At 38.3% G+C, this 22379-nt stretch carries 18 protein-coding genes and 1 tRNA gene; 5 read left to right on the top strand and 14 right to left on the bottom strand.

Annotation, left to right across the window (positions count from 1 at the left end; all coding sequences use genetic code 11):
- Positions 1-152 precede the first annotated feature (152 nt).
- Positions 153-1127, top strand: a complete 975-nt coding sequence (gene pfkA / locus WH188_RS10925) for a 6-phosphofructokinase (RefSeq protein WP_132769942.1) — start codon at positions 153-155, stop codon at positions 1125-1127.
- Positions 1128-1191: 64 nt separating this feature from the next.
- Here pfkA and pgi read toward each other — a convergent pair whose 3' ends face one another.
- Entirely contained in the window at positions 1192-2841 is a 1650-nt protein-coding gene (gene pgi / locus WH188_RS10920; protein WP_168127808.1) for a glucose-6-phosphate isomerase, read from the bottom strand.
- Positions 2842-3041: 200 nt separating this feature from the next.
- Between pgi and prfB the strand changes: the two genes are divergently transcribed.
- Positions 3042-4125 (top strand): peptide chain release factor 2 gene (prfB, locus tag WH188_RS10915; protein ID WP_132769946.1). Its coding sequence is split into 2 segments (ribosomal slippage): positions 3042-3101 and positions 3103-4125, totalling 1083 coding nucleotides; the frame shifts between segments, so codons are not numbered across the junction.
- Between the two features lie 53 nt (positions 4126-4178).
- Here prfB and dcd read toward each other — a convergent pair.
- Complete coding sequence (gene dcd, locus WH188_RS10910) at positions 4179-4715, bottom strand: dCTP deaminase (protein WP_132769948.1); 537 nt, start codon at positions 4713-4715, stop codon at positions 4179-4181.
- Between the two features lie 257 nt (positions 4716-4972).
- On the opposite strand from dcd, the gene WH188_RS10905 reads away from it, so the two are divergent.
- The 3 genes from WH188_RS10905 (at position 4973) to WH188_RS10895 (ending at position 7876) form a co-directional block, all read left to right on the top strand.
- Positions 4973-5614, top strand: coding sequence for a 4'-phosphopantetheinyl transferase family protein (locus tag WH188_RS10905; protein ID WP_021191394.1), 642 nt, complete (start codon positions 4973-4975; stop codon positions 5612-5614).
- Positions 5615-5749: 135 nt separating this feature from the next.
- A tRNA-Glu gene (locus WH188_RS10900) sits at positions 5750-5821 on the top strand.
- A gap of 138 nt (positions 5822-5959) precedes the next feature.
- Entirely contained in the window at positions 5960-7876 is a 1917-nt protein-coding gene (locus tag WH188_RS10895) for a peptide-N-glycosidase F-related protein (RefSeq protein ID WP_132769952.1), read from the top strand.
- 125 nt (positions 7877-8001) lie between these two features.
- On the opposite strand, the gene WH188_RS10890 is transcribed toward WH188_RS10895, so the two are convergent.
- The 12 genes from WH188_RS10890 to nuoF form a co-directional block, all read right to left on the bottom strand.
- Positions 8002-9111 (bottom strand): NAD(P)-binding domain-containing protein, encoded by a 1110-nt coding sequence (locus tag WH188_RS10890; protein ID WP_132769954.1) that lies wholly within the window; start codon positions 9109-9111, stop codon positions 8002-8004.
- Positions 9112-9295: 184 nt separating this feature from the next.
- Positions 9296-10069, bottom strand: coding sequence for an enoyl-CoA hydratase/isomerase family protein (locus WH188_RS10885; protein WP_132769956.1), 774 nt, complete (start codon positions 10067-10069; stop codon positions 9296-9298).
- Between the two features lie 5 nt (positions 10070-10074).
- Positions 10075-12612 (bottom strand): DUF5686 family protein, encoded by a 2538-nt coding sequence (locus WH188_RS10880; RefSeq protein WP_132769958.1) that lies wholly within the window; start codon positions 12610-12612, stop codon positions 10075-10077.
- Between the two features lie 127 nt (positions 12613-12739).
- Positions 12740-14119, bottom strand: a complete 1380-nt coding sequence (locus WH188_RS10875; RefSeq protein ID WP_132769959.1) for an NADH-quinone oxidoreductase subunit N — start codon at positions 14117-14119, stop codon at positions 12740-12742.
- A 36-nt stretch (positions 14120-14155) separates the two neighbouring features.
- A complete protein-coding gene (locus tag WH188_RS10870; protein WP_132769961.1) occupies positions 14156-15601 on the bottom strand; it encodes a complex I subunit 4 family protein in 1446 nt (481 codons plus the stop codon).
- Between the two features lie 25 nt (positions 15602-15626).
- The gene (nuoL, locus tag WH188_RS10865; protein WP_339423917.1) at positions 15627-17546 is read right to left on the bottom strand and encodes an NADH-quinone oxidoreductase subunit L; all 1920 of its coding nucleotides are present in this window, start codon (positions 17544-17546) and stop codon (positions 15627-15629) included.
- Between the two features lie 32 nt (positions 17547-17578).
- Complete coding sequence (gene nuoK / locus WH188_RS10860; protein WP_132769964.1) at positions 17579-17908, bottom strand: NADH-quinone oxidoreductase subunit NuoK; 330 nt, start codon at positions 17906-17908, stop codon at positions 17579-17581.
- Positions 17908-18405 carry an NADH-quinone oxidoreductase subunit J family protein gene (locus WH188_RS10855; RefSeq protein WP_132769965.1) on the bottom strand — a complete coding sequence of 166 codons (498 nt, stop codon included), beginning with the start codon at positions 18403-18405 and terminating at the stop codon, positions 17908-17910. The genes nuoK and WH188_RS10855 overlap by 1 nt, the downstream gene beginning before the upstream one ends.
- 10 nt (positions 18406-18415) lie before the next feature.
- A complete protein-coding gene (locus tag WH188_RS10850) occupies positions 18416-18928 on the bottom strand; it encodes a NuoI/complex I 23 kDa subunit family protein (RefSeq protein WP_021190697.1) in 513 nt (170 codons plus the stop codon).
- Between the two features lie 12 nt (positions 18929-18940).
- Positions 18941-19981 carry an NADH-quinone oxidoreductase subunit NuoH gene (gene nuoH / locus WH188_RS10845; protein WP_021190698.1) on the bottom strand — a complete coding sequence of 347 codons (1041 nt, stop codon included), beginning with the start codon at positions 19979-19981 and terminating at the stop codon, positions 18941-18943.
- Between the two features lies 1 nt (position 19982).
- On the bottom strand, positions 19983-20996 hold the full coding sequence (locus WH188_RS10840) for a 2Fe-2S iron-sulfur cluster-binding protein (protein WP_132769966.1): 1014 nt from the start codon (positions 20994-20996) through the stop codon (positions 19983-19985).
- A 27-nt stretch (positions 20997-21023) separates the two neighbouring features.
- Positions 21024-22379, bottom strand: coding sequence for an NADH-quinone oxidoreductase subunit NuoF (gene nuoF / locus WH188_RS10835; RefSeq protein ID WP_339423916.1), 1356 nt, complete (start codon positions 22377-22379; stop codon positions 21024-21026).

Genomic DNA, 22379 nt, shown 5'->3' with positions numbered 1-22379 from the left:
TTTTGTTGAATCGATCCCGATTCGAGCAAAGAATAAAAGCAATCGCAACTTATTTGGGTGATCAATTTACAAATAGATAACCCAAATAAGTTGTTTTTTTCATTCAACTGGTTTATATTGCAAACCGAAATACGATTTATTAAGTTTGAATTATGAGTAATATTAAAAATATAGCAGTATTAACTTCTGGAGGAGATGCTCCAGGAATGAATGCTGCCATTCGCGCGGTAGTTAGAGCAGGTATATATAATGGTTTAAATGTTTTTGGTGTTAAAAGAGGATATGACGGCTTGGTCAGTGGCGATATGTATGCTATGGACGTTAAATCTGTCGCTAACATCATACAACGTGGTGGCACCATTTTAAAAACAGCAAGAAGTGATGAATTCAGAACTATTGAAGGACGCCAAAAAGCTTATGAAAATGTAAAAGCGGCAGGTATCGATGCTTTAGTCGTAATTGGTGGCGATGGAACTTTTACAGGTGCATCCAAATTTCTAGAGGAATTTGATATTCCTATCATCGGTCTTCCTGGTACAATTGACAATGATCTTGCTGGGACTGACTTTACAATAGGTTATGATACGGCTATCAATACAGTTATACAGGCTGTTGATAAAATTAGAGATACAGCAGAATCTCATGACCGTCTTTTTGTAATTGAAGTGATGGGTAGAGATTCGGGATTGATTGCGCTAAGATCGGGTATCAGTACAGGTGCTGAAGCCGTTTTAATCCCTGAATTTAATGTGGATTACGATGCCATCATGAAACGCTTAGATAAAACGCGTAAAAGCAAATCATCACGTATCATCATCGTTGCCGAAGGTGATTCGGAAGGTGGAATGGTTGTGTCAGAAAGAATCAAAGCAAACTTTCCTAAGTATGATGTTCGATTATCGATATTAGGTCATATACAGCGCGGTGGAAGCCCGACTTGTATGGATAGAGTATTGGCCAGCAGATTAGGTGTTGCCGCTGTAGAGGCTCTACTAGAGGGTCGCAAAGGTGAAATGGTGGGTTTAGTTCATGGCGAAATACAATTTATATCGTTCAAAAAAGCAATTAAACACATTGATTCAATCAATCAGGATTTATTAAGAATAGTTGAAATTCTATCCTTATAAAAAATAACAACATAAAAAAACCGGGATTAAAACATTAACCCCGGTTTTTTTATTTCCTTAACACTTATAAACGCCAAGCTTTATATTGATTTATCAAACCATTTGTCGACGAATCATGCGTCGTAATGATATCTTCTGACTCTAATTCTGGTAAAATTTGACCCGCAAGCTGCTTCCCTAATTCTACCCCCCATTGATCAAAACTGAAGACATTCCAGATAATGCCCTGTACAAATATTTTATGCTCATAAAGTGCAACCAAAGTACCCAAAGAACGTGGTGTTACTTTTTTAAGCAAAATAGAGTTACTCGGTCTATTTCCTTCAAACACCTTAAATGCTTTCAGCTTTTCAATTTCTTCTTCCGATTTACCCGCTGCCTTTAGTTCAGCAACAACAACTTCCTCAGATTTTCCATTCATCAATGCTTCTGTTTGCGCAAAAAAATTAGAAAGTAACATCTGATGATGCTTGCCTATAGGGTTTAAGCTAATGGCAGGTGCAATAAAATCACAAGGGATTAATTTAGTTCCTTGATGTATCAGTTGATAAAAAGCGTGCTGTCCATTTGTACCAGGCTCACCCCAGATAATTGGACCTGTTTGATAATCCACAGCTTTACCGTTACGATCCACACACTTACCATTACTCTCCATATCTCCCTGTTGGAAATACGCCGCGAAACGATGTAAATATTGATCATATGGTAAGATCGCGTGACTTTCTGCTTCAAAAAAGTTATTATACCAAATACCCAACAAAGCTAGAGTAACCGGAATATTCTCTTCAAAAGCTGCTGTTCTAAAATGCTCATCGGCCTCAAATGCGCCCGTTAATAATTCTTTGAAATGATCAAAACCAACAGCTAAGCTGATCGATAAACCGATCGCAGACCATAGGGAGTAACGTCCACCAACCCAATCCCAGAATTGAAACATATTTTTAGTGTCGATACCAAATGCGGCAACAGCAGCGGTATTCGTGCTCAAAGCAGCAAAATGCTTCGCAACATCGGTCTGTTGTGCTCCACTTGTCAAGAACCAATCTCGAGCAGTATTCGCATTTGCCATCGTTTCCTGTGTTGTAAAAGTTTTTGATGCAATCAGGAATAAGGTTGTCTCTGGATCAAGGTTTTTAATAGCCTCGGCAATATGTGTTCCATCCACATTAGATACAAAATGCATATTTAAATGTGTGCGATAAGCCTTTAAAGCCTCCGTCACCATTACTGGACCTAAATCAGATCCTCCGATACCAACATTCACCACATCGGTAATGGTTTTTCCAGTATAGCCTTTCCATTCACCAGATAGAATGCGGTTTGTGAATGACTCCATCTGTGCCAAAACAGCATTTACATCTTTCATGACGTCTTGACCATCAACAAATATTGCTTTTCCAGATTGATTGCGCAAAGCCGTATGCAATACCTGACGGCCTTCTGTTTCATTGATTTTCTCACCCTGAAACATTGCTTCTATGGCTTCGCTTAATTGGCACTCTTTTGCCAACTGGCGTAACAAAGCTAACGTCTCATCGTTCACTCTATTTTTTGAATAATCTAAGAGCAAATCATTAAATTCAATACTATATTTCTCAAATCTAAAATCATCTGCAGCAAATAAATCTTTCAAGCTATGCTCGTTTATACTAATATAATGATCGGCTAAATAGCGGTAAGCCGCTGTCTGAGTAAAATCTATTTTTGGTAACATATTTTTCTATTTTAATCAAACTTAGATAAATTTGTTTTATTTACAATGTTAATTGTACCATATCTATAAACAAAGTTATCGATTTCTCCTCTTCCATTAAAAACTGTACTATTGAGGAAATATAAAAATTTATCCCGATCACTGAAGTTCATATCGCAGCTTTTTGGGCATTTCCTATAGAAAGCCGTATCTTTGTTATTATGACCAAAGAACAAATTCAAGATTTGAGGGATCGTGTAACTTCCCTGAGGAGGCATCTTTGACATCGATGTCAAAAAAGAACTGCTAGAAAAAGACCAAGAAATTACCTTACAACCTAATTTTTGGGACGATTCAAAAGCTGCAGAAAAAATATTACAGTCTATCAAAGTACAGAAGGTATGGACGGATCACTTTGATTCGGTCGCGGCAGCTGTCGATGATACGGGTGTATTATATGAATTCTATCAAGCCGGCGACGCTACGGAAGCGGAGCTCAATGAACAGTATCATATTGCTTTAGAAGCGGTGGAAGAATTAGAATTCAAGAACATGCTAAGCGCCGAAGAAGATCAGCTGGACGCCATTCTGCAGATTACTGCTGGAGCCGGCGGAACAGAAAGTTGTGACTGGGCGGCCATGTTGATGCGTATGTATATCATGTGGGGTGAGAAAAATGGTTATAAAGTAACTGAACAGGATTCGCAAGAGGGAGAAGTTGCAGGAATAAAAACTGTCACGCTCCAAATTTCCGGAGATTTTGCATATGGTTATCTAAAGGGTGAAAATGGTGTCCACCGTTTAGTTCGTATTTCACCCTTTGATTCAAACGGCAAGCGTCATACTTCATTTGCCTCTGTATACGTCTATCCATTAATTGATAACAACATTGAAATCGAGGTCAAAGATTCTGAAATTGAGTGGGATACTTTCCGTGCAGGTGGTGCTGGAGGTCAAAACGTAAATAAAGTAGAAACTGCAGTACGATTACACCATAAGCCAACTGGTATTATCATTAAAAATCAGGAATCTAGATCACAATTACAAAATAAAGAAAATGCCTTTCGACTCTTGAAATCACAACTGTATGAAATCGAAATGCGGAAACGCCAAGAGGCAACCGACGCAATCGAGGGTAATAAAAAGAAAATCGAGTGGGGATCTCAAATAAGAAACTATGTATTACACCCCTATAAATTAATTAAAGATTTAAGAACCAATTACGAAACCTCTAATACACAATCTGTGCTAGACGGTGACTTGGACGAATTCTTAAAAGCCTATTTAATGGAATTTGGAGGTTAAGCAGATTTCAAACGAAAAGAGCAAAGATTTTAAAATCTTTGCTCTTTTTTATTTTAAAATGAGTTTTTCCACATCATAGACTCCACAGGCTTGGTCGTCTTGATATTATATTTTGCATTACCCTTTGTATTATAAAGAGTTTCCACCTCTCCTTCAACTACGAAATAAATAAGTTGTCCTATTGGCATTCCTGCATAGATGCGAACAGGCTGTGCACATGAAATCTCCAATGTCCACGTATTACAAAATCCAACATCACCCTTTCCAGCAGTAGCATGAATATCGATACCTAAACGACCCGTACTCGATTTTCCTTCTAAGAAGGGAACATGTTTATGCGTTTCGGTATATTCTAACGTGACCCCGAGGTATAATGTATTAGGCTCTAAAACAAATCCCTCTTCCGGAATTTCAAAATGATCAATCTCATTATGATGTTTCGCATCTAAAACACGGTTTTTATAGGTCGCCAGATGTTTACCTAAGTGAACATCGTACGAGTTTGTCCCCAAGCATTTACGATCATATGGTTCAATAACGATATTGCCATTTTCAATTTCTTCTAGTATACGTTTATCCGATAAAATCATGATTATTCAATATTTATATAGGTTAAAGTTGACTCTCAATCGTTTAGAAAAGTGAACAGCAACCATTTTTTTCAAAAATACGGTAATCGTTGATATTTTACAGCATTTCCTAATATTTCTTCTGGAAATATTAGGTATTAATTTTTATCATGCTTCATCAGGTCCTAGTAAGTTCATATCAAAAAATAAAGCTGAAAAACCGCTTATTTACAGACGAAGCTCCTTTTAAATGAAAACAAATTTAACTAAGTTTGATTATGAGCTTAGTATATCTACGAGAATTGGATCAGCATACCAAATTTGCAATTTGGCGTATTGAAGAAGATGAACAAACATTGTCTAATCAACTGCAATTAGACGCATTAGAAGAACAGAAACTCATCAGCCTATCCAATGGCAAACGTCGTTTACATTGGCTCGCCACACGCGTCCTTTTACGCACGTTATTAAACACGACTGCTTATATTGATTGTCCTTCTGATGCAAATGGAAAACCATACCTAGCTAATTTTCCGCAAAAAATATCACTCACTCATTCTTTTGATTATGCGGGAGCGATCATCAGTTCGGTGGGCGAGGTAGGTATTGATATGGAGCTTATCAAATCTAAAGTGGAGCGCATTGCACATAAATTCTTAAAAGAAGAAGAACTGGACTTTATCACCTCGGGCGAAAACCGTATAGCGCAGCTCTATGCTTGTTGGAGTGCTAAAGAGGCTGTGTATAAATTGCAGGGTAATAGTGGCGTCTCCTTTCTACATAATATGACCATTGCTCCTTTTCAATATCAGGATGAAGGAATTTTGAAATTACATTTAAAAAGTGAATATCACGATTGTCACTTCGATGTTCATTATGAGAAGTTCAATGCGTATTTACTAGCTTATGTGGTCGAATAAGCTTGATTTACCCTCAAATAAAGACCTTGTAAAAAAATAATTTTATTCAAATTCAAAGAGTTACGTAAAAGAGAGTACATTTATTTTGCAAGAGTAAAAAATGCGCTTATCTTTGCATCACATTAATAAACAAATGGCCCGTTCGTCTAGGGGTTAGGACGTTAGATTTTCATTCTAGAAACAGGGGTTCGATTCCCCTACGGGCTACGAAAAGCGACTTCAAAAGAGTCGCTTTTTTTATTGATCAAAATTTGAGATGCAAATAATGCCACACCTTCCTCGTAATAAGATTGCGTAAAACATCTTATCTTTATGCAGTTTCTTAAATAATATTTCTTCAAATTAATGAACATAAAATCTTTCCTAACCCTATTTTGTCTCATCATCTGTTATAGAGCCGTTGCTCAAAAGCCAGCGATAAGCCACATTGTTACGCATAACCGTGCGACTATTATTTGCGATCCCATTAAAGGAGAAAAGCCATACCCTGCATGGGGTCTATTTCCTAAAACAGATGCTTCCATCAGAAAAATAACCATGCACGTTACCTTGGGAAGCCCCGATAGTCTCCATACTGCCCACTGGGATTATTTGGATCATATTATATTGCGTCGCAAAGGCGGTACAAATGGTTCTGAACTTAACTATGAACTGGGTAGGATGCTTACACCATATGGCAGTATTTACAACAAAGGATGGAACTGGAAATGGCAGGTTGATGTCACAGACTTCGCCCCGTTTCTCCGAGATAGTGTGGAAATTGTATATGTGCATTCAGGCTTTGAAGATAAAACAGTCGGTTGGGCGCTTACGATAGATTTTGAGATCTTATCCGGTCCTCCTGTTGTTACACCACTTGGTATAAAACCTTTATGGAATAAGGCCTATAAATATGGAGATCCCAACGAGAAGATTGAGGATAACCTTTTACCGGTAAATTATGAGTCTACAGCTGGAACGGCATTAAGCAGAATACGCATACAGCATACCGGTCATGGAATGGACAAACCACGTGGCTGCAGTGAGTTTTGCAGCCGCTGGCGCGAAATTTCTGTAGACGGAAAAATCGTTGATAAACGTGATATGTGGAAAAAATGTGGCGACAACCCACTTTACCCACAAGGTGGTACCTGGATATTTGACCGGGCGTACTGGTGTCCGGGCGACCTACAACAACCTGATGTGATCGATGTATGGACAAAGCCAGGCAGTCATCAAGTATCTTTATTAATGGAGCCTTATACAGCCACCGACAACATACAGGCTGCTGAAAATATAGCCGCGTATTTGTTTGAGTACACCGCCCCGAATCAAAAAACAGATGTCTCTGTGGAAGCTATAATGGTTCCCAATGATGAACAACGATTTTCCCGTTTAAATCCGGCTAGCTCAGGCCCTCGGATAATGTTTAGAAACTTAGGTTCAGACCCTGTTCGTTCACTCACTATTGTATATGGAACACAGGGTTTTCCGACTAAAACATTCCATTGGAAAGGAAATCTTCCTTTCAATCAAGTTGCCGAAGTGATACTCCCCGGGGAGATTCAGGAAAAAGATGGCGAAAATGTATTTCTTGTCACGCTTAATCAACCCAACGGAAAGAAAGATGCTTGGTCCGGAGACAATAACATGCAAGCCACCTTTACTGCTGCACAGAAATTTCCAGCAACTTTTGTTCTACAGTTTTTAACGAATAATAAGCCTAAAGACAACAGCATTTTCCTTTTAAATGCTAAACAAGATACAATCTTTCAAAAAACCGCAACGCAATTAGAACCTGTGACCTTATACACAGATACGATACACCTCTCGGAAGGTAAACATTCACTACGTCTCATCGATACTGCAAGCAATGGATTACAATTCTGGGCACAGCCGGCAAATGGAGATGGTCATCTTCGCATATTTGATCTAAAAGGAAATTTGATCCATGCATTCGAAAGCGATTGCGGGATCGGTGAAATGTTCAGTTTCAATGCTGTGAAGGGGTTAGAATTCAATACCACAACAGGCAGATACGCCTTTTCTCTCTATCCAAGATCAGTGGTCGACAATACGCAATTAAATGTCGTATCCAATAAACCAAGCGATATGACCGTGCAGATCACTGTTGATGGCACCGTATGGCAGAAACATGAGTATAAAGCTATTAAAAATGCTACATTCGACTATGATCTTAAACACCTCCCTTCAGGAAGAATAATTTTAGAAGCCTTTATGGATGGTATTAGCCAATTTAAAGGCCGCATCAACAAAAGATAATAGTAGGAAAGAAGTTACAATCTTCAACTTGCCCATCTAAAAAAAGCGACCTAGCCGTCGCTTTTTTTAGATGGTATATACTTTCATAACATCTTGTATTACTCTTTGCTAGGTCAAATAGTCGCTCACAACTTTAAATATGCAATTAACTCTCTTGCAGCTGCCCCTCCAGCACGATTAGCTCCAATTGTAGAAGCTGACGGACCGTAGCCCGTTAAGTGAATGCGTGGATCTTTTGTAACCTGCGTGGCCAATCTTCCTGATAGCTCGATACCACCCTTATCGTTGATCAAACCCAGTGGAGCAAGGTGATCCAGAGAGTGTTTAAAACCGGTATTCCAAAAAATAACAGCAGCATCCAAAGTCGTTCCATCTTCCCACCTGACACCTGTTTCAGTGATCTCTTTAAACATCGGCTTACGATCCAGAACACCATCACGTAACATTTTTTCAATAGCTGGTGTAAGAGGCAAGCCTGTGACCGATACAACCGAGTTTGGAGGTAAACCTTCACGCACTCTTTTTTCTACCAGAGCAACAGCCTCCCTTCCCACATCGGGAGTGAATTCATCTTTTCTAAAATCTACAGGTTTACGGGTTACCCATGTGGTCTGGGTAACTTGAGAAATTTCACCCAGCAGTTGAATGGCTGAGATTCCGCCACCTACAACGATAACATGCTTTCCAATAAACTCATCCGCATTTATATATTCTCCAGTGTGCAGCTGTCTGCCTTTAAACTTTTCCCAGCCCGGATACTTGGGGCAATTGGGAGTTTTCCAAGTTCCGGTTGCATTTATCAATCCGCGAGCACTAAATTGAATACCATTTGTATGTATCATAAATCGTCCATTACGCGCTGTTACTTCACTCACCCTTATAGGACGAATAATCGGAAGTTCAAACTTTTTTTCATACAGCTCGTAATATTTCGGAATAGCGGTATTCGCTTGCAGTGTAGTATCCATGGTATCTACAGCATCTGAAAATCCCATTCCTGGAAGATCATTAATCCCATTAACATTATCAAGCGTTAATGAATCCCAGCGATGTTGCCAAGCGCCACCTGCAGCAAACTCATCATCCAAAACGACAAAACCTTTTCCAGGTTCGATTCCTGCTTTTTTCAGATAATAGGCCGCAGATAAACCCGCCTGCCCTGCACCAATAACAACAATATCTACCTTGTAGAAAAAATCCGGACGCGTATTTTTTAGTGTTTTATGAGCTTCCATTCTGATTATTTTTGATACAATTTGGGCACTTTAGACATTTCAAGGCTTAGTACAATTTCTCCTCTCTACAATATACAGCATATAAATAGGAAATTAATTTTTTTTGGACAAATTTTATCGCTACTGTTCTACCGTAAAACCATGTTACCATTCGTAGAGAAGAGGCTATAAGTACAAATAATAACTAGAAGTTTGGCTTTCTCTTGGTTAAAAAGGCATCAACACCTTCTTTAAAATCACTCGTTACAAAAAGTTCAGCAAAATGATTAATCTCCACCTGATAGCCATCTCTTGTTTGTTCATTTGATGCATTTACCGCATCTATAGCTGCTGCCACAGCCGTACCTGACCGAGAGAATATGCGTTCCAAAACCTCCACTACCCGATCCATCAAATCAGCAGCATCCAGCACCTCATTGATCAGTCCTATTCTCAGTCCCTCTTCAGCACTGATCATATCGGCTGTCAGGATCATCTGTAATGCACGTCCGCGTCCTACCAATTGTGTCAATCTTTGTGTGCCGCCATAACCTGGTAGAAGACCTAAAGAAACCTCTGGAAGACCTAGTTTTGCATTTGCTGAAGCAAAGCGCATATGACAGGCAAGCGCTAATTCTAAACCACCTCCTAGCGCAAATCCATTTATTGCGGCGATGACAGGTTTCGGTGATTGTTCGATCAATTCCGTAAAAATATAATGACCCTTTTGTGAAAGAAGTTTAGCTTCGGCCTCACTTAAATCTACAAATTCTTTAATATCAGCCCCTGCTACAAATGCTTTCTCACCTGCGCCGGTAATAATAATTCCTTTGACATCATGATCCTTCTTTGCTTCGAGAAGCGTTGCCTCTAGCTCTGTCAATGTTTGTTGGTTCAAAGCATTCAATGCCGATGCTCTGTTGATTGTAATGTAAGCAATATGCTTATCCACTTGATATAAGAGATGTTGATATTCCATAAATTCTAAAAATTTAAATGAAGTGATACACCATAGGTATCACGGGATACATTTGGATAATTTAAATACGTTAATCTTCTTTTATATTCAACTCGAAAAATTTTAAAAATATTGTCAATACCTACTATTCCCTCCATGTAAGGTTGATTGCCCATAACCCGAGTTTTAACAAGACCATCGTCATCACGGTCAAACTGAATCTGATTCTTATTAAATTCCGGATTATTTCGATCACTGATTTGTCCATAGTAAAACTTGAAACCTGTCACCTCGCGCCACTTTAACCGTTGCAATAATGGGATCCTGTTGAATATGTAGCCATCCCAATGGTGATAATAAGCAAGCTTCACAAAACGATCTGCAACAAATTCCATATTTGATATCAAATCAAAATTTTGTAAAGGACCCGATTTATCCGTTTGAATATCTGGCATCTCTAACAATGGATAATAAATAGAGCCCCATATCTTACCAGCACTAAATTCGATATCAGCTGTTCCTGCGGGAGACATAAATATCTTTTTAAAGATCTTAAACCTCAAAGCATCATAGCGTTGATTTGCATTCCAGAAACCATCTAATCCTTTGTTATATTGCAAAGTCAGAATCGGAAATTTATTCCGGATCTGCGTCCGCTCTAAATTTCTATAATAGAACTGTTCTCCCGGTGCCCATCGTAATTTGATCTGTATATCATTTGTATTAATCGCTGCAATCGTATCTGGCGAAGCATTTCCTGTCACAAAAGACAATGTCCCAGCGGCCTGTCTTTCATGTCTTGTCAACATGGTACTCACACTAAAATGATTTCCAAATTCAATTAAATGTTCAAGACGGTAAATATCATTCCACAACCATTTGGTAGGTTTATTCTTTCGAAAGGACTGAAAAAAACCATCGCCCTTCAGGTAGCTTAAACCCCTACCAGGTTCCATCACATCATGTTGAATCGTTGCCGACAGATAGTGGGCAGGAAACTGTACGATAGATTTTCCATTTAAAGACTGTGCTACGTTGAGGTAATATTTAAATTCCTGATCTCGGGTACCATAGGCGACATAGCCCTCAAAAAAGAATTTATTCGAAAGCAATTCAGTTGTTCTACCCCCTAATCGAATTCTGCTTCCTTCTATTTCATTAAAACTATAGGTATATTCTAAAGGACCAAACTCAAATTTTCCAACATTATAATAACTTCTTACTAAAAAATATCCAATTGAGATTAATCGATTAATCGATTTCATTTCTGAAAGAGAATCAATATTGACGTAAGTCTTAGCTTCAGTTTCTGTAAGCGGCACTACTCTAACCCGATCCCATTGTACAGAATCTTTTTGTTCAAGATAACGCTTCTCAATCGGAATACCTTTAAATAGGTCATCACTTATCGTTTCATCTTTATATTTCGAAAAATAAGTTTCCTTTTTCCCGTACAGCGCATTCCCCTTATCTGTTCCAAATAAAATCTGTAGGTTAGCGCGTTTAGGCAACATTTGTCCCGCAGGATGCTTTTCAAACTCAAGACCTATATTAATTCCATTAACCCAATTAATATTGGCCTCTTCACCAAGTTCCATTTCTGCGTAATAAACGGCATAACGGTCATCATCGGAGACCCATATTGATCCCTTAAACAGCACGTCCATCTTTGATTTTGCTTCAAAATGCAATTCGATATAGCGTACACCATCTTTAACTAACGTATCCCTAATTGTATACTTATAATAAGAAGGAGCATTACCGGCTATCGGACTTAAAAAGGCTTTACTTATCAGCTGGATATTATTCTCGTAGAGATCAATATTTCGAAATTGATCTTGAAAATAACTTTGGATATTGGCATTATTGATATAACGCTTGTTTAATTCTGTAACCTTATGTCCTGTAATAATCTTTTTCTTCCGCGAAGGTTTAAAGGTAGAATAGACTTCTGAGACACTTTCTTCTAAGAAAAAAGGTAAAATAGAACTCCCGGGTATGCTAACTGTATCTTTATTTTCAAACAGAAATCTTAATTTACCTGGCAATCTTCCTGGCTTTACTTTAAAATCTACAGTACCAAATTGTGATTTTTCATATTCCTCATATTGAATATGATTTAATCTGGAGATATGATTTGCATCCTTATGAGAAATGACGTTTTCAATCAGTGCTAAGGCAGGGTCTTTATATTTTCGCCCTTTAGCATTGACCACAACCTCCCCGATTTTATTGTCTTTGCCAAATAGTAATACATTTAATACCGAATCTTGAACCTCATTAAGATCAATTAATTTAATCTCATAACCAACTGCCCGAAAGGCAATCTGGTCATATTCATTCCGGAGCACAATATTGAAATTACCAAGTGTATCTGCCGAAGTGCCTCCACTATGACCGCTCCAGGAGATACTAGCTAAAGGGATTCCTTTTCCAGTTTTACCGTCAATGACACGACCTTTAACATTTCGCTGCGCAAATCCTAGGCTTGTTAAAATACCCAGCACAACAGCAATAATAAAAAGTCTTTTTATTATAGTTATAATCGGTATTAAAAACTTCATGAATATCAGCAATTACTTATTCCTACTGACAATATACAATTTGTCTTTAAATTATAAGGCATGAAATCAAAATAAAAAATGCATAGTTTTTACAAACTATGCATTAAGTATATTAATTAACCTCCCTTTAAATTAACTCCATAAAGCAATTCGGATAGACTCCGATTAAAATCGTTAAAACAGTAGTAACAATAAATAGAATAACGTAATTGGCATTTATTAGTATAGTTTTCCCCTCTGCAGTCCTGAAATACATCGCTACAACCACTTTTAAATAATAATACACCGCAATCGCAGCATTTAAAACCGCAATTAGTAGTAATACAATATGGTATTGAGCCATCACTGAACTGAACATCATAAATTTGCCGATGAAACCTGCTGTTAACGGAATACCGGCTAAAGACAACATGGCAATAGTGAGGATTGCTGCTAAATAAGGATTCTTTTTCGCCAACCCATTGAATGATTCGAAATGATCTGAGCCAACAGCTCGTTTTACTAAAATCAAAGCTGCAAAGGCAGTAACAGTAGCCAAAGAATAAGAAGCTCCATAAACAAAAATTGAATTCGCAGAGCTAGCTCCAATACCAATCACCGCAAAAAGCATATAACCAGCATGTGAAATACTTGAGTAAGCTAACATCCTCTTAAATGAGGATTGCATTAAAGCTGAAAGATTACCAATAAATAATGTAAGCACGACAATTCCTAAAAATATAGGTGTCCAAAAATCTTGCAGTGGCAAAAGCGAAAAGGTAAATAATCTTAATAGGCCCGCGAAGGATGCTACTTTAACCACTGTGCTCATAAAGCTCGTAATTAAGATCGGTGCCCCATCATATACATCTGCCGTCCAGAAGTGAAAGGGAGCTGCACCAACTTTAAAAGTCAGACCGATAATCATCAACAACACTCCTCCGTAAAATAAAGGTGATATGGCACCCGGATGCGCTGTTACATAGTCTCTGATCATCATCAGATCAAAAGATCCGGATGCGCCATACAAGAGGGTTATTCCCAATAATAAAAATCCCGTAGAGAATGCCCCCATGATAAAATATTTGATCGCCGCTTCATTGGAAGCTGGATCTTTCTTACGTATTCCGACCAAGATATAAAGCGCAACAGACATGATCTCTATCCCTAGAAACAATAAGGCTAAATTGTGATAACTACTAACCAGAACAGCCCCAAGCAATGAGAACAACAATAAAGTATAATATTCAGCCACATGATCACTTGAAGACGTGAAATATCCTTTAGATAGTATAAAAACCAATATTGTCACGAAAGTACATAATATTGAAAAAGCAATAGCATAGTGATCAAATAAGATCATCCCATTGTATAATGGAGATGCATCTATTTTCCAATCTTTAATTAATAGTCCAATGACAACAAGCAGGCCCACTAAACCTACCGGTAATAATGATTTATTTGCCTTAAATAATCCTAAGTAAAGTACCAATAATGCTAATATTGATAATGTAATAATCGCCCCCATAATCGAATCTATTATTCGTAAAGTTTAAGTCTAAAATTATCTCCCTAGAAACGTAGCCAAAACGGATACAGACGCTGAAGAAATATGCAATAAGCTGTTTGGAAAAATTCCTAAATAAATAATCACTGCTGAAATGATGATCAAAGTATACAATTCGACACCAGAAATATCAACAAAATGCGCTGTTCTTTCGGACGTGGTGCCAAGCATTGTTTTTTGATATAAACGAAGCATGTAAACAGCTCCAAGAATTAGTGTCAATCCACCAAAAACAGCAAACCAAACACTATATTCATAGATCCCCTTCAAAAGCAAAAACTCTCCAATAAAACCATTTGTCAATGGTAAACCGATAGCTCCCATGATAATAATTAAAAATACGATGGCTAAGCGCGGCGCTTTCTTAGCTATACCGCCCAATTCTCGTAAATCTCTTGATCCGGTACGATCCTGAATAATATCCAGTACAAAAAATAATCCGACAACAGAAACTCCATGGTTGATCATTTGGATCATGGCACCACTCATTCCGGTGACATTCCAAGTAAATACCCCAGCACTAATTAGTCCAACGTGAGCAATAGAAGAATAAGCAATAAGTCGTTTCGAATCTTGTTGCTGTATCGCAATAATCGACGCGTACACAACTGCAAAAACACATAAAATCATAGCAAGCTGACCGTATATAGCAACCGCTTCAGGTACAACAGGCAAAAGCCAGCGCATTAAACCATAGACACCCATTTTTAACATAATTCCGGCCAAAAGCATCGTTCCCGCCGCAGGAGCATGTGTATACGTTGATGGTTGCCATGTATGAAAAGGGAAAATTGGAATTTTTATTGCAAAAGCAATAAAGAAAGCCCAAAATATCCACCGTTGTGTAGATGCTTCTAAATCTAGGGAAACAAATGAATGCCATTCAAAATCATTAGTCGCGACTTGCTGGTGTAGATATAAAATCGCAACCAGCATCAATAAACTGCCAAAGAAAGTATAGATAAAGAATTTCAAATTGACCCGGATACGGTCACCGTCTCCCCAAAGAGCACATATAAAATAGATCGGAATCAATGCAACTTCCCAGCCCACATAAAATGTGAAAGCATCCATAGCAGAAAAAACCAACATCAAACCACTTTGCATAAAAAACATTAAAGCATAGAAATTGCCTTTAAAGGCTTTCTTAAAAGTTGTGAGAACAATGAGTGGCACTAAAAAATTAGTCAGGACTAACAAAGGCAAGCTAATACCATCAACCCCAATATGGAAGTTAACACCAAAAGCAGTTATCCAAGGATAAGACTGTTCATAATTAAAGTCGCCTTCAGGATTGAATTGACAGATAAAAGGAATAGTCAGACCCAGCGTAATCAAAGACAGTACCAGTGCCCCTCTTTTCGCTAGTGTATGTTCACATACAAAGGACAAAAAAATAGCACCGATAATAGGAGTTAGAATAAGTAAAAATAGGTTATCCATTGATGATCAAATAGCTATTACAATGTTAAAAACTCAATAAACCGTATAAAAAGATGGCTATCGCTCCAACGACCATCAGTAAAAGATAGAAACCTACATTTCCACTTTGTAAAAGGCGAACTCCTTTTCCAGTCATAAAGGACGATTTACCAATTCCATTGACTAAACCGTCTATTCCTAAGCCATCAACTATTCTTGCTAGAAATACGGAAAGCCAATTAATCGGTTTTATAATTAATAATTCATAAATCTCATCCACATAAAACTTATGGTAAGAAAGTTTTGCAAGACCTGTTCTGGTCACCTGGTTATGTTCAGGCACCGATCCCTGTTTCACATATTTGTTATAGGCAACAAATGCCATGACCAAAACCCCCACAACAGAAACTCCCATCAACATATATTCAGTACTGTGAGTTATTGTATGAATATGTTGCAAACTTGCTCCATCAGCAAAGACAGGAGACAGAAATGTTGCTAGCCAAGTTTGACCTCCTAATACCTCAGGAAGATTAAGCACACCACCGAAGATAGCTAATATGGCTAAAACAATTAATGGCAAAGTCATTGATTTAGGGGATTCGTGGAGATGGTGCTTTTGCTCTTCTGTTCCTCTAAAAGAGCCAAAGAAAGTCAAATAAATCAACCTAAACATATAAAAAGATGTCATCAAAGCACCGATAAACCCTAGTACCCAGTAAACTGGATTAGCAGCAAAAGCATGTGCTAAAATTTCATCTTTAGAGAAAAAACCTGAAAATGGAGGTATACCTGAAATGGCAATGGTACCGATCAGCATGGTCATATACGTGATGGGTAAAGCCTTTTTAAGACCTCCCATTTTTCGCATGTCTTGCTCATCACTCATGCCATGTATCACAGAGCCCGCACCCAAGAATAGTAAAGCCTTAAAAAAGGCATGTGTTAAAACATGAAAGAAGGCACCCGTAAATGCACCAACTCCTAATCCCAAGAACATATAACCCAATTGGGATACTGTAGAATAGGCTAATACTTTTTTAATATCATTCTGTGTCAGTGCAGTTGCTGCTGCAAATAGAGCGGTACAAACGCCGATTATCGCAATGATCTGAAGCGTCAAAGGAGATAATACAAATAAAATATTTGAACGGGCAATCATGTAAATCCCTGCAGTTACCATCGTTGCTGCGTGTATTAAAGCAGAAACGGGAGTTGGACCAGCCATCGCATCGGGCAACCAGGTAAATAAAGGAATCTGAGCCGATTTACCGGTTGCTGCTACAAAGAGTAATAGCGTAATCGTTAAGATCGTCACATCTCCTATTGGGAAACTTTTTGCTGACTCAAACACGGTGGAAAATTCCAAGGATCCAAAAGTATTTAAGATAAAAAAGATCGCAATTAGGAAGCCTAAATCTCCGATACGATTCATCACAAATGCTTTCTTAGCCGCGGCACCATAATCACTGTTTTTATACCAAAACCCGATCAGTAAATAAGAACAAAGTCCAACACCTTCCCAACCAATAAACATGACCAAATAATTGGATCCCATGACTAAGATCAACATGAAAAAGATAAAGAGATTTAAATAAGCAAAATACTTTGCAAATCCTCCATCATGTTGCATATAACCTATCGAATAGATATGTATCAAAAAGCCAATTCCTGTTACTACTAATAACATAATCGCACTTAGAGGATCCACTAAAAAGGAAAGTGAGACTTCCAAATTCCCGATTTTAATCCAATCAAAAATATGTTGGCTAATCCTACCTGTTTCACCAAGTGCACGCGCCTCATAAATGGATACAAAAAGAGTACAGCTCAATAAAAACGAAATAAATACGGTACCGCTACCGATAAATCCAACTAAACTTTTTGAAAGCACCTGTCGTCCTATTCCATTGATGACAAAACCAATCAACGGCAATAAAGGAATTAACCAAATTAAATCACGCATAGCTAATATCTTTCTTTTTTTAATGCTTTAAATTACCAACGAAGTTTATGTAGTGATTCAATGTCTATCGACTTCGTATTGCGATACACCATAATAATAATAGCTAGACCCACCGCCACTTCGGCTGCTGCCAGAGCCATAATAAAAAATACAAAAACCTGTCCCGAAGCATCACCATGATGAACAGAGAATGCCGCTAATAAGAGATTTACTGCATTTAACATCAATTCAATTGACATCATCATAATGATAACATTACGACGTATCAATACTCCGATCACGCCAATGGCGAAAATCAATCCACAAAAAATCAAATAATGATTTATAGGAACACCTTGTAATTGTTGAACTGCTGTTTCCATTATATTTTTTTTGGTTCTTTTTTCCCCAATAATACTGCTCCAATAATAGCCGTTAACAAAAGAATTGAAGACAATTCAAACGGGAGCAAAAACTCTTTAAATAATACTTTTCCCAAATTTTTCACTAGCCCAATATCAGGATCTTTAGCGACCAATGGATTGGAGATGTCAAAAACTCGTAATGCACCAAAAAGAACAACAACAAGACAACAACCTGCAATAACACCCATCATTTTTACAAGATTTGATTTCATGGGTTCCGTATCCTTATTCAGATTCAGTAACATCAACACGAATAGAAAGAGAACCATAATAGCCCCCATATAGACGATAAAATTAACCGCAGCAAGGAATTGTGCATTAAGTAAAATATAATGAATGGTAAACGTGAAAAACGTAATCACAAGATATAAAACACTATGCACAGGATTTTTCGTGAAGATGGTCATCAGCGCGAAAAAAATCGATAAGAAAGCAACTAAATAAAAAACAGTCATAGGTTTGTGGTTAACTATTCAATTTTGTAATATCAAATTTTGGCTCTACCAGTTTATCCTTACCATAGATAAAATCTTTACGAAGATAATCGGCAGTAACATGTGGACCATCTAAATAAATGGCTTCTTTAGGACATGCCTCTTCACATAGACCACAAAAAATACAGCGCAACATATTAATCTCATACACGGCGGCGTATTTTTCTTCACGGTACAAATCCTTTTCTTCGTTAGTTCTCTCGGCGGCAGTCATAGTAATGGCCTCCGCAGGACAAGATAGGGCACATAAACCACATGCTGTACATCTTTCACGTCCCTCTTCATCTCGCTTTAAAGAATGTTGCCCTCGAAAGTTCTTCGAATAAGGACGCTGTTCCTCTGGATATTTAACAGTTGGTATTTTCTTAAAAAAATGCTTTAGAGTAATGGACAAACCTTTTATAATAGCTGGAAAATAGATCCGCTCCATAAAATTCATTGGTTGTTGTGCCAAAACTTTTTTTCTATTACTTAATGGTTGCATAACGGTTCCTTTCTATGAAAAATATGTATCCTTAATCAATGTAATTATTCCCGTCAACACAATATTTGCAATTGCTAAAGGAATCAGCATTTTCCACCCTAAATTCATCAGTTGATCATATCGGAATCGTGGCAAAGTCCAACGCACCCACATAAAGAAGAAGATAAATGCAAATATTTTGACGAAAAATGCGAGAACGCCTATAATCGTTATCCAATTTTCAGACAGTCCTAAGTCGTGCATGAAAGGGAAGTTATATCCTCCGAAATATAACGAGGCCATCAATGCTGAAGACACAAACATATTGATATATTCTGAAAACATGTACAGTCCCAGTTTCATGGAAGAATATTCGGTATGATAACCTCCGACCAATTCGGTCTCACATTCTGGTAAATCAAAGGGAACACGGTTACATTCAGCAAAAGCACAAACCATAAAAATGATAAATCCTAAAGGTTGCGCCCAAATGTTCCAATTTAAAAAACCTGATTGCTGGGCAACGATATCTCTTAAAGATAGCGATTGCGTCACCATCAAAAGTGCTATAATTGAAAGCCCCATAGCAATCTCATAACTGATACTTTGTGAAGCCGCTCTAACAGCTCCCATAAGCGAAAACTTATTATTCGAAGCCCAGCCACCTAACATAATACCATACACACCAAGTGCAATAACACCAAACATATAAAGAATGCCCACATTGACATCGGCAACCTGCAGTGAAATAACGCGATCACCAATCGTTAACGATTGCCCCCAAGGTATCACCGCAGAACTAATGCAGGCAGTAATAATAGCGATCGTGGGCCCAAGAATAAACAAGGCTTTGTGCGCTCCGGCGGGTATTATTTCCTCTTTAAAGAAAAACTTACCACCATCACATAAAGGTTGTAATAAACCAAATATTCCCGCTCGATCAGGACCATAACGATCCTGCATAAAGCCGGCGATCTTACGTTCTGCCAATGTTGAGTACATCGCAATCACAAGCGTGATCACAAAAACCAAAGTAACAAGGACGAATTTTTCTATGACAAATGACAACTCCATATTATTTCAATTTTTCTGTTCTAGCCAACTGTTCTAAATTTTGTTCCTGCAGTACAGGATCTATTTTGATAACAGCTGGTGGATTAAAGCGTGTATAATGATTAGATGCAATCACAGACTGGTCACTAATTGGAGTAGGTTCCTCTAGCTTCCAGTCGATGGTTTCTTTTTTATCATACCGACAGGTATTACAAATAAATTCTTCTACCTCTCCAAACTCATCTTTGCGTGCAGTGACACGTATCACGTCAGGTCCTTTGTACCATAAAGTCACCTTGCCCGAACAAGTTGGGCAATCGCGATGAGCATCTACCGGTTTTGTAAACCAAACCCTATTTTTAAAGCGGAATGTTTTATCAGTTAAAGCCCCTACAGGACAAACGTCAATTACATTTCCTGAAAAATCATTCTCTACAACATTTTGAATATAAGTTGAGATTTCGGAATGATCTCCGCGACCAATGATACCGTGCACGCGTTTATCAGTAATCTGATCTGCAACAAACACACATCGATAGCACAAAATGCATCGATTCATATGCAGTTGAATTTTATCTCCTATATCAATACGTTCAAATGTTCTTCGATCAAACTCATATCGCGTCTGCGCAGAGCCGTGCTCAAAACCTAAATCTTGCAATTTACATTCTCCAGCCTGATCACAAACAGGACAATCTAGAGGGTGATTAATCAGCAACATCTCCACAATCGCTTTTCTTGCTTCCACAACATCTGGAGAAGTGATGTTCTCTACTTCCATTCCATCCATCACAGTCGTACGGCAGGAGGCGACCAACTTAGGCATGGGACGTGGATCTTTTTCAGATCCCTTCGAAACTTTCACTAAGCAGGTACGGCATTTACCACCTGTACCTTCCAACTTAGAATAATAGCACATTGCTGGGGGAACGATATCGCCACCAATTTCACGTGCTGCATTCAAAATTGTTGTTCCTGGCGCAACTTCTACAGGAATACCATCTATAATAACTTTCAATTTAACCTCTTCTGCCATCTTCGTATCGCGTTTATCACAATCTAATTAAGAAACAATCGGTACTAAAGGATCTGCATAATGCGCCAATCCAAAATTACGAGTCAATGCATCCTCTGGATGATTGATATGCCATTCAAACTCATCTCTAAAATGTCGTATGGCCGCAGCCACTGGCCATGCCGCAGCATCACCTAACGGACAGATCGTATTTCCTTCAATACGTCTCTGTATATCCCAAAGCAATTCAATATCAGATAAATTGCCATGTCCCATCTCGATCTTGTGCAACACTTTCTCCATCCATCCTGTTCCCTCTCTACAAGGAGAGCACTGTCCACAACTCTCGTGATGATAAAAACGACTAAAATTCCACGTATTGCGCACAATACACTGATCCTCATCGAAAGCAATAAAACCGCCTGATCCCATGGAACTTCCTGTTTGGAAACCTCCATCAGCCAATGATTCATAAGTCATTAAGCGGTTATTGCCATTTGCTGTTTTTAAAATTAAATTCGTTGGTAAAATAGGAACCGATGAACCGCCGGGGACTACCGCCTTTAACCTTTTCCCATTTGCGATGCCACCACAATACTCATCTGAATAAATAAATTCTTCTACAGATAAGCCTAAATCAATCTCATATACACCTGGCTTTACTAGATTTCCACTGGCCGATATTAATTTTGTTCCTGTACTCCGATCTATACCGATCTTCGCATATTCTTCTCCACCATCATTAATAATCGGAACAGTAGCGGCAATCGATTCAACATTATTGACTACTGTAGGACAGCCGTATAATCCTGCTATAGCGGGAAAAGGGGGCTTTATTCTCGGATTTCCTCTTTTACCTTCCAAAGACTCTAATAAGGCAGTCTCTTCACCACAGATATAAGCTCCAGCTCCCGGCTGTACATAAATCTCTAAATCATAACCTGACCCCAAAATATTCTTACCCAAAAAACCTGCAGCTTTCGCCTGCTCAATAGCACGTTCAAGAATACGGATCTGAGGCATCATTTCACCTCGAACATAGATATAAGAAGTCTTAGCTCCTAAAGCATAGCTAGAGACGATCATTCCCTCCAACAAAGCGTGAGGAATATGTGTCATCAAATAACGATCCTTGAAAGTACCTGGTTCAGATTCATCTCCATTACACACTAAATAACGAGGAACACCCTCCGGTTTTGCTAAGAAACTCCACTTCATCCCAGTAGGAAAACCAGCTCCTCCTCTTCCACGAAGACCTGATTTCTTAACTTCTTCAACAACATCATCAGGGGACATCGTTTTAAGTGCTTTTTCAACCGCACGATATCCGCCATGTTGACGATAGACATCAAAAGTTTGAATCCCTGGAACATCAATATGTGTTAACAAAAGTTTACGCGCCAT

The organism is Sphingobacterium sp. MYb388 (genome assembly GCF_037479535.1).
GTDB classification, from domain to species: Bacteria; Bacteroidota; Bacteroidia; order Sphingobacteriales; family Sphingobacteriaceae; genus Sphingobacterium; species Sphingobacterium anhuiense.
The sequence above is the reverse complement of the archived record's forward strand: the minus strand, read 5'-3'. Positions and strand labels throughout refer to the sequence as shown.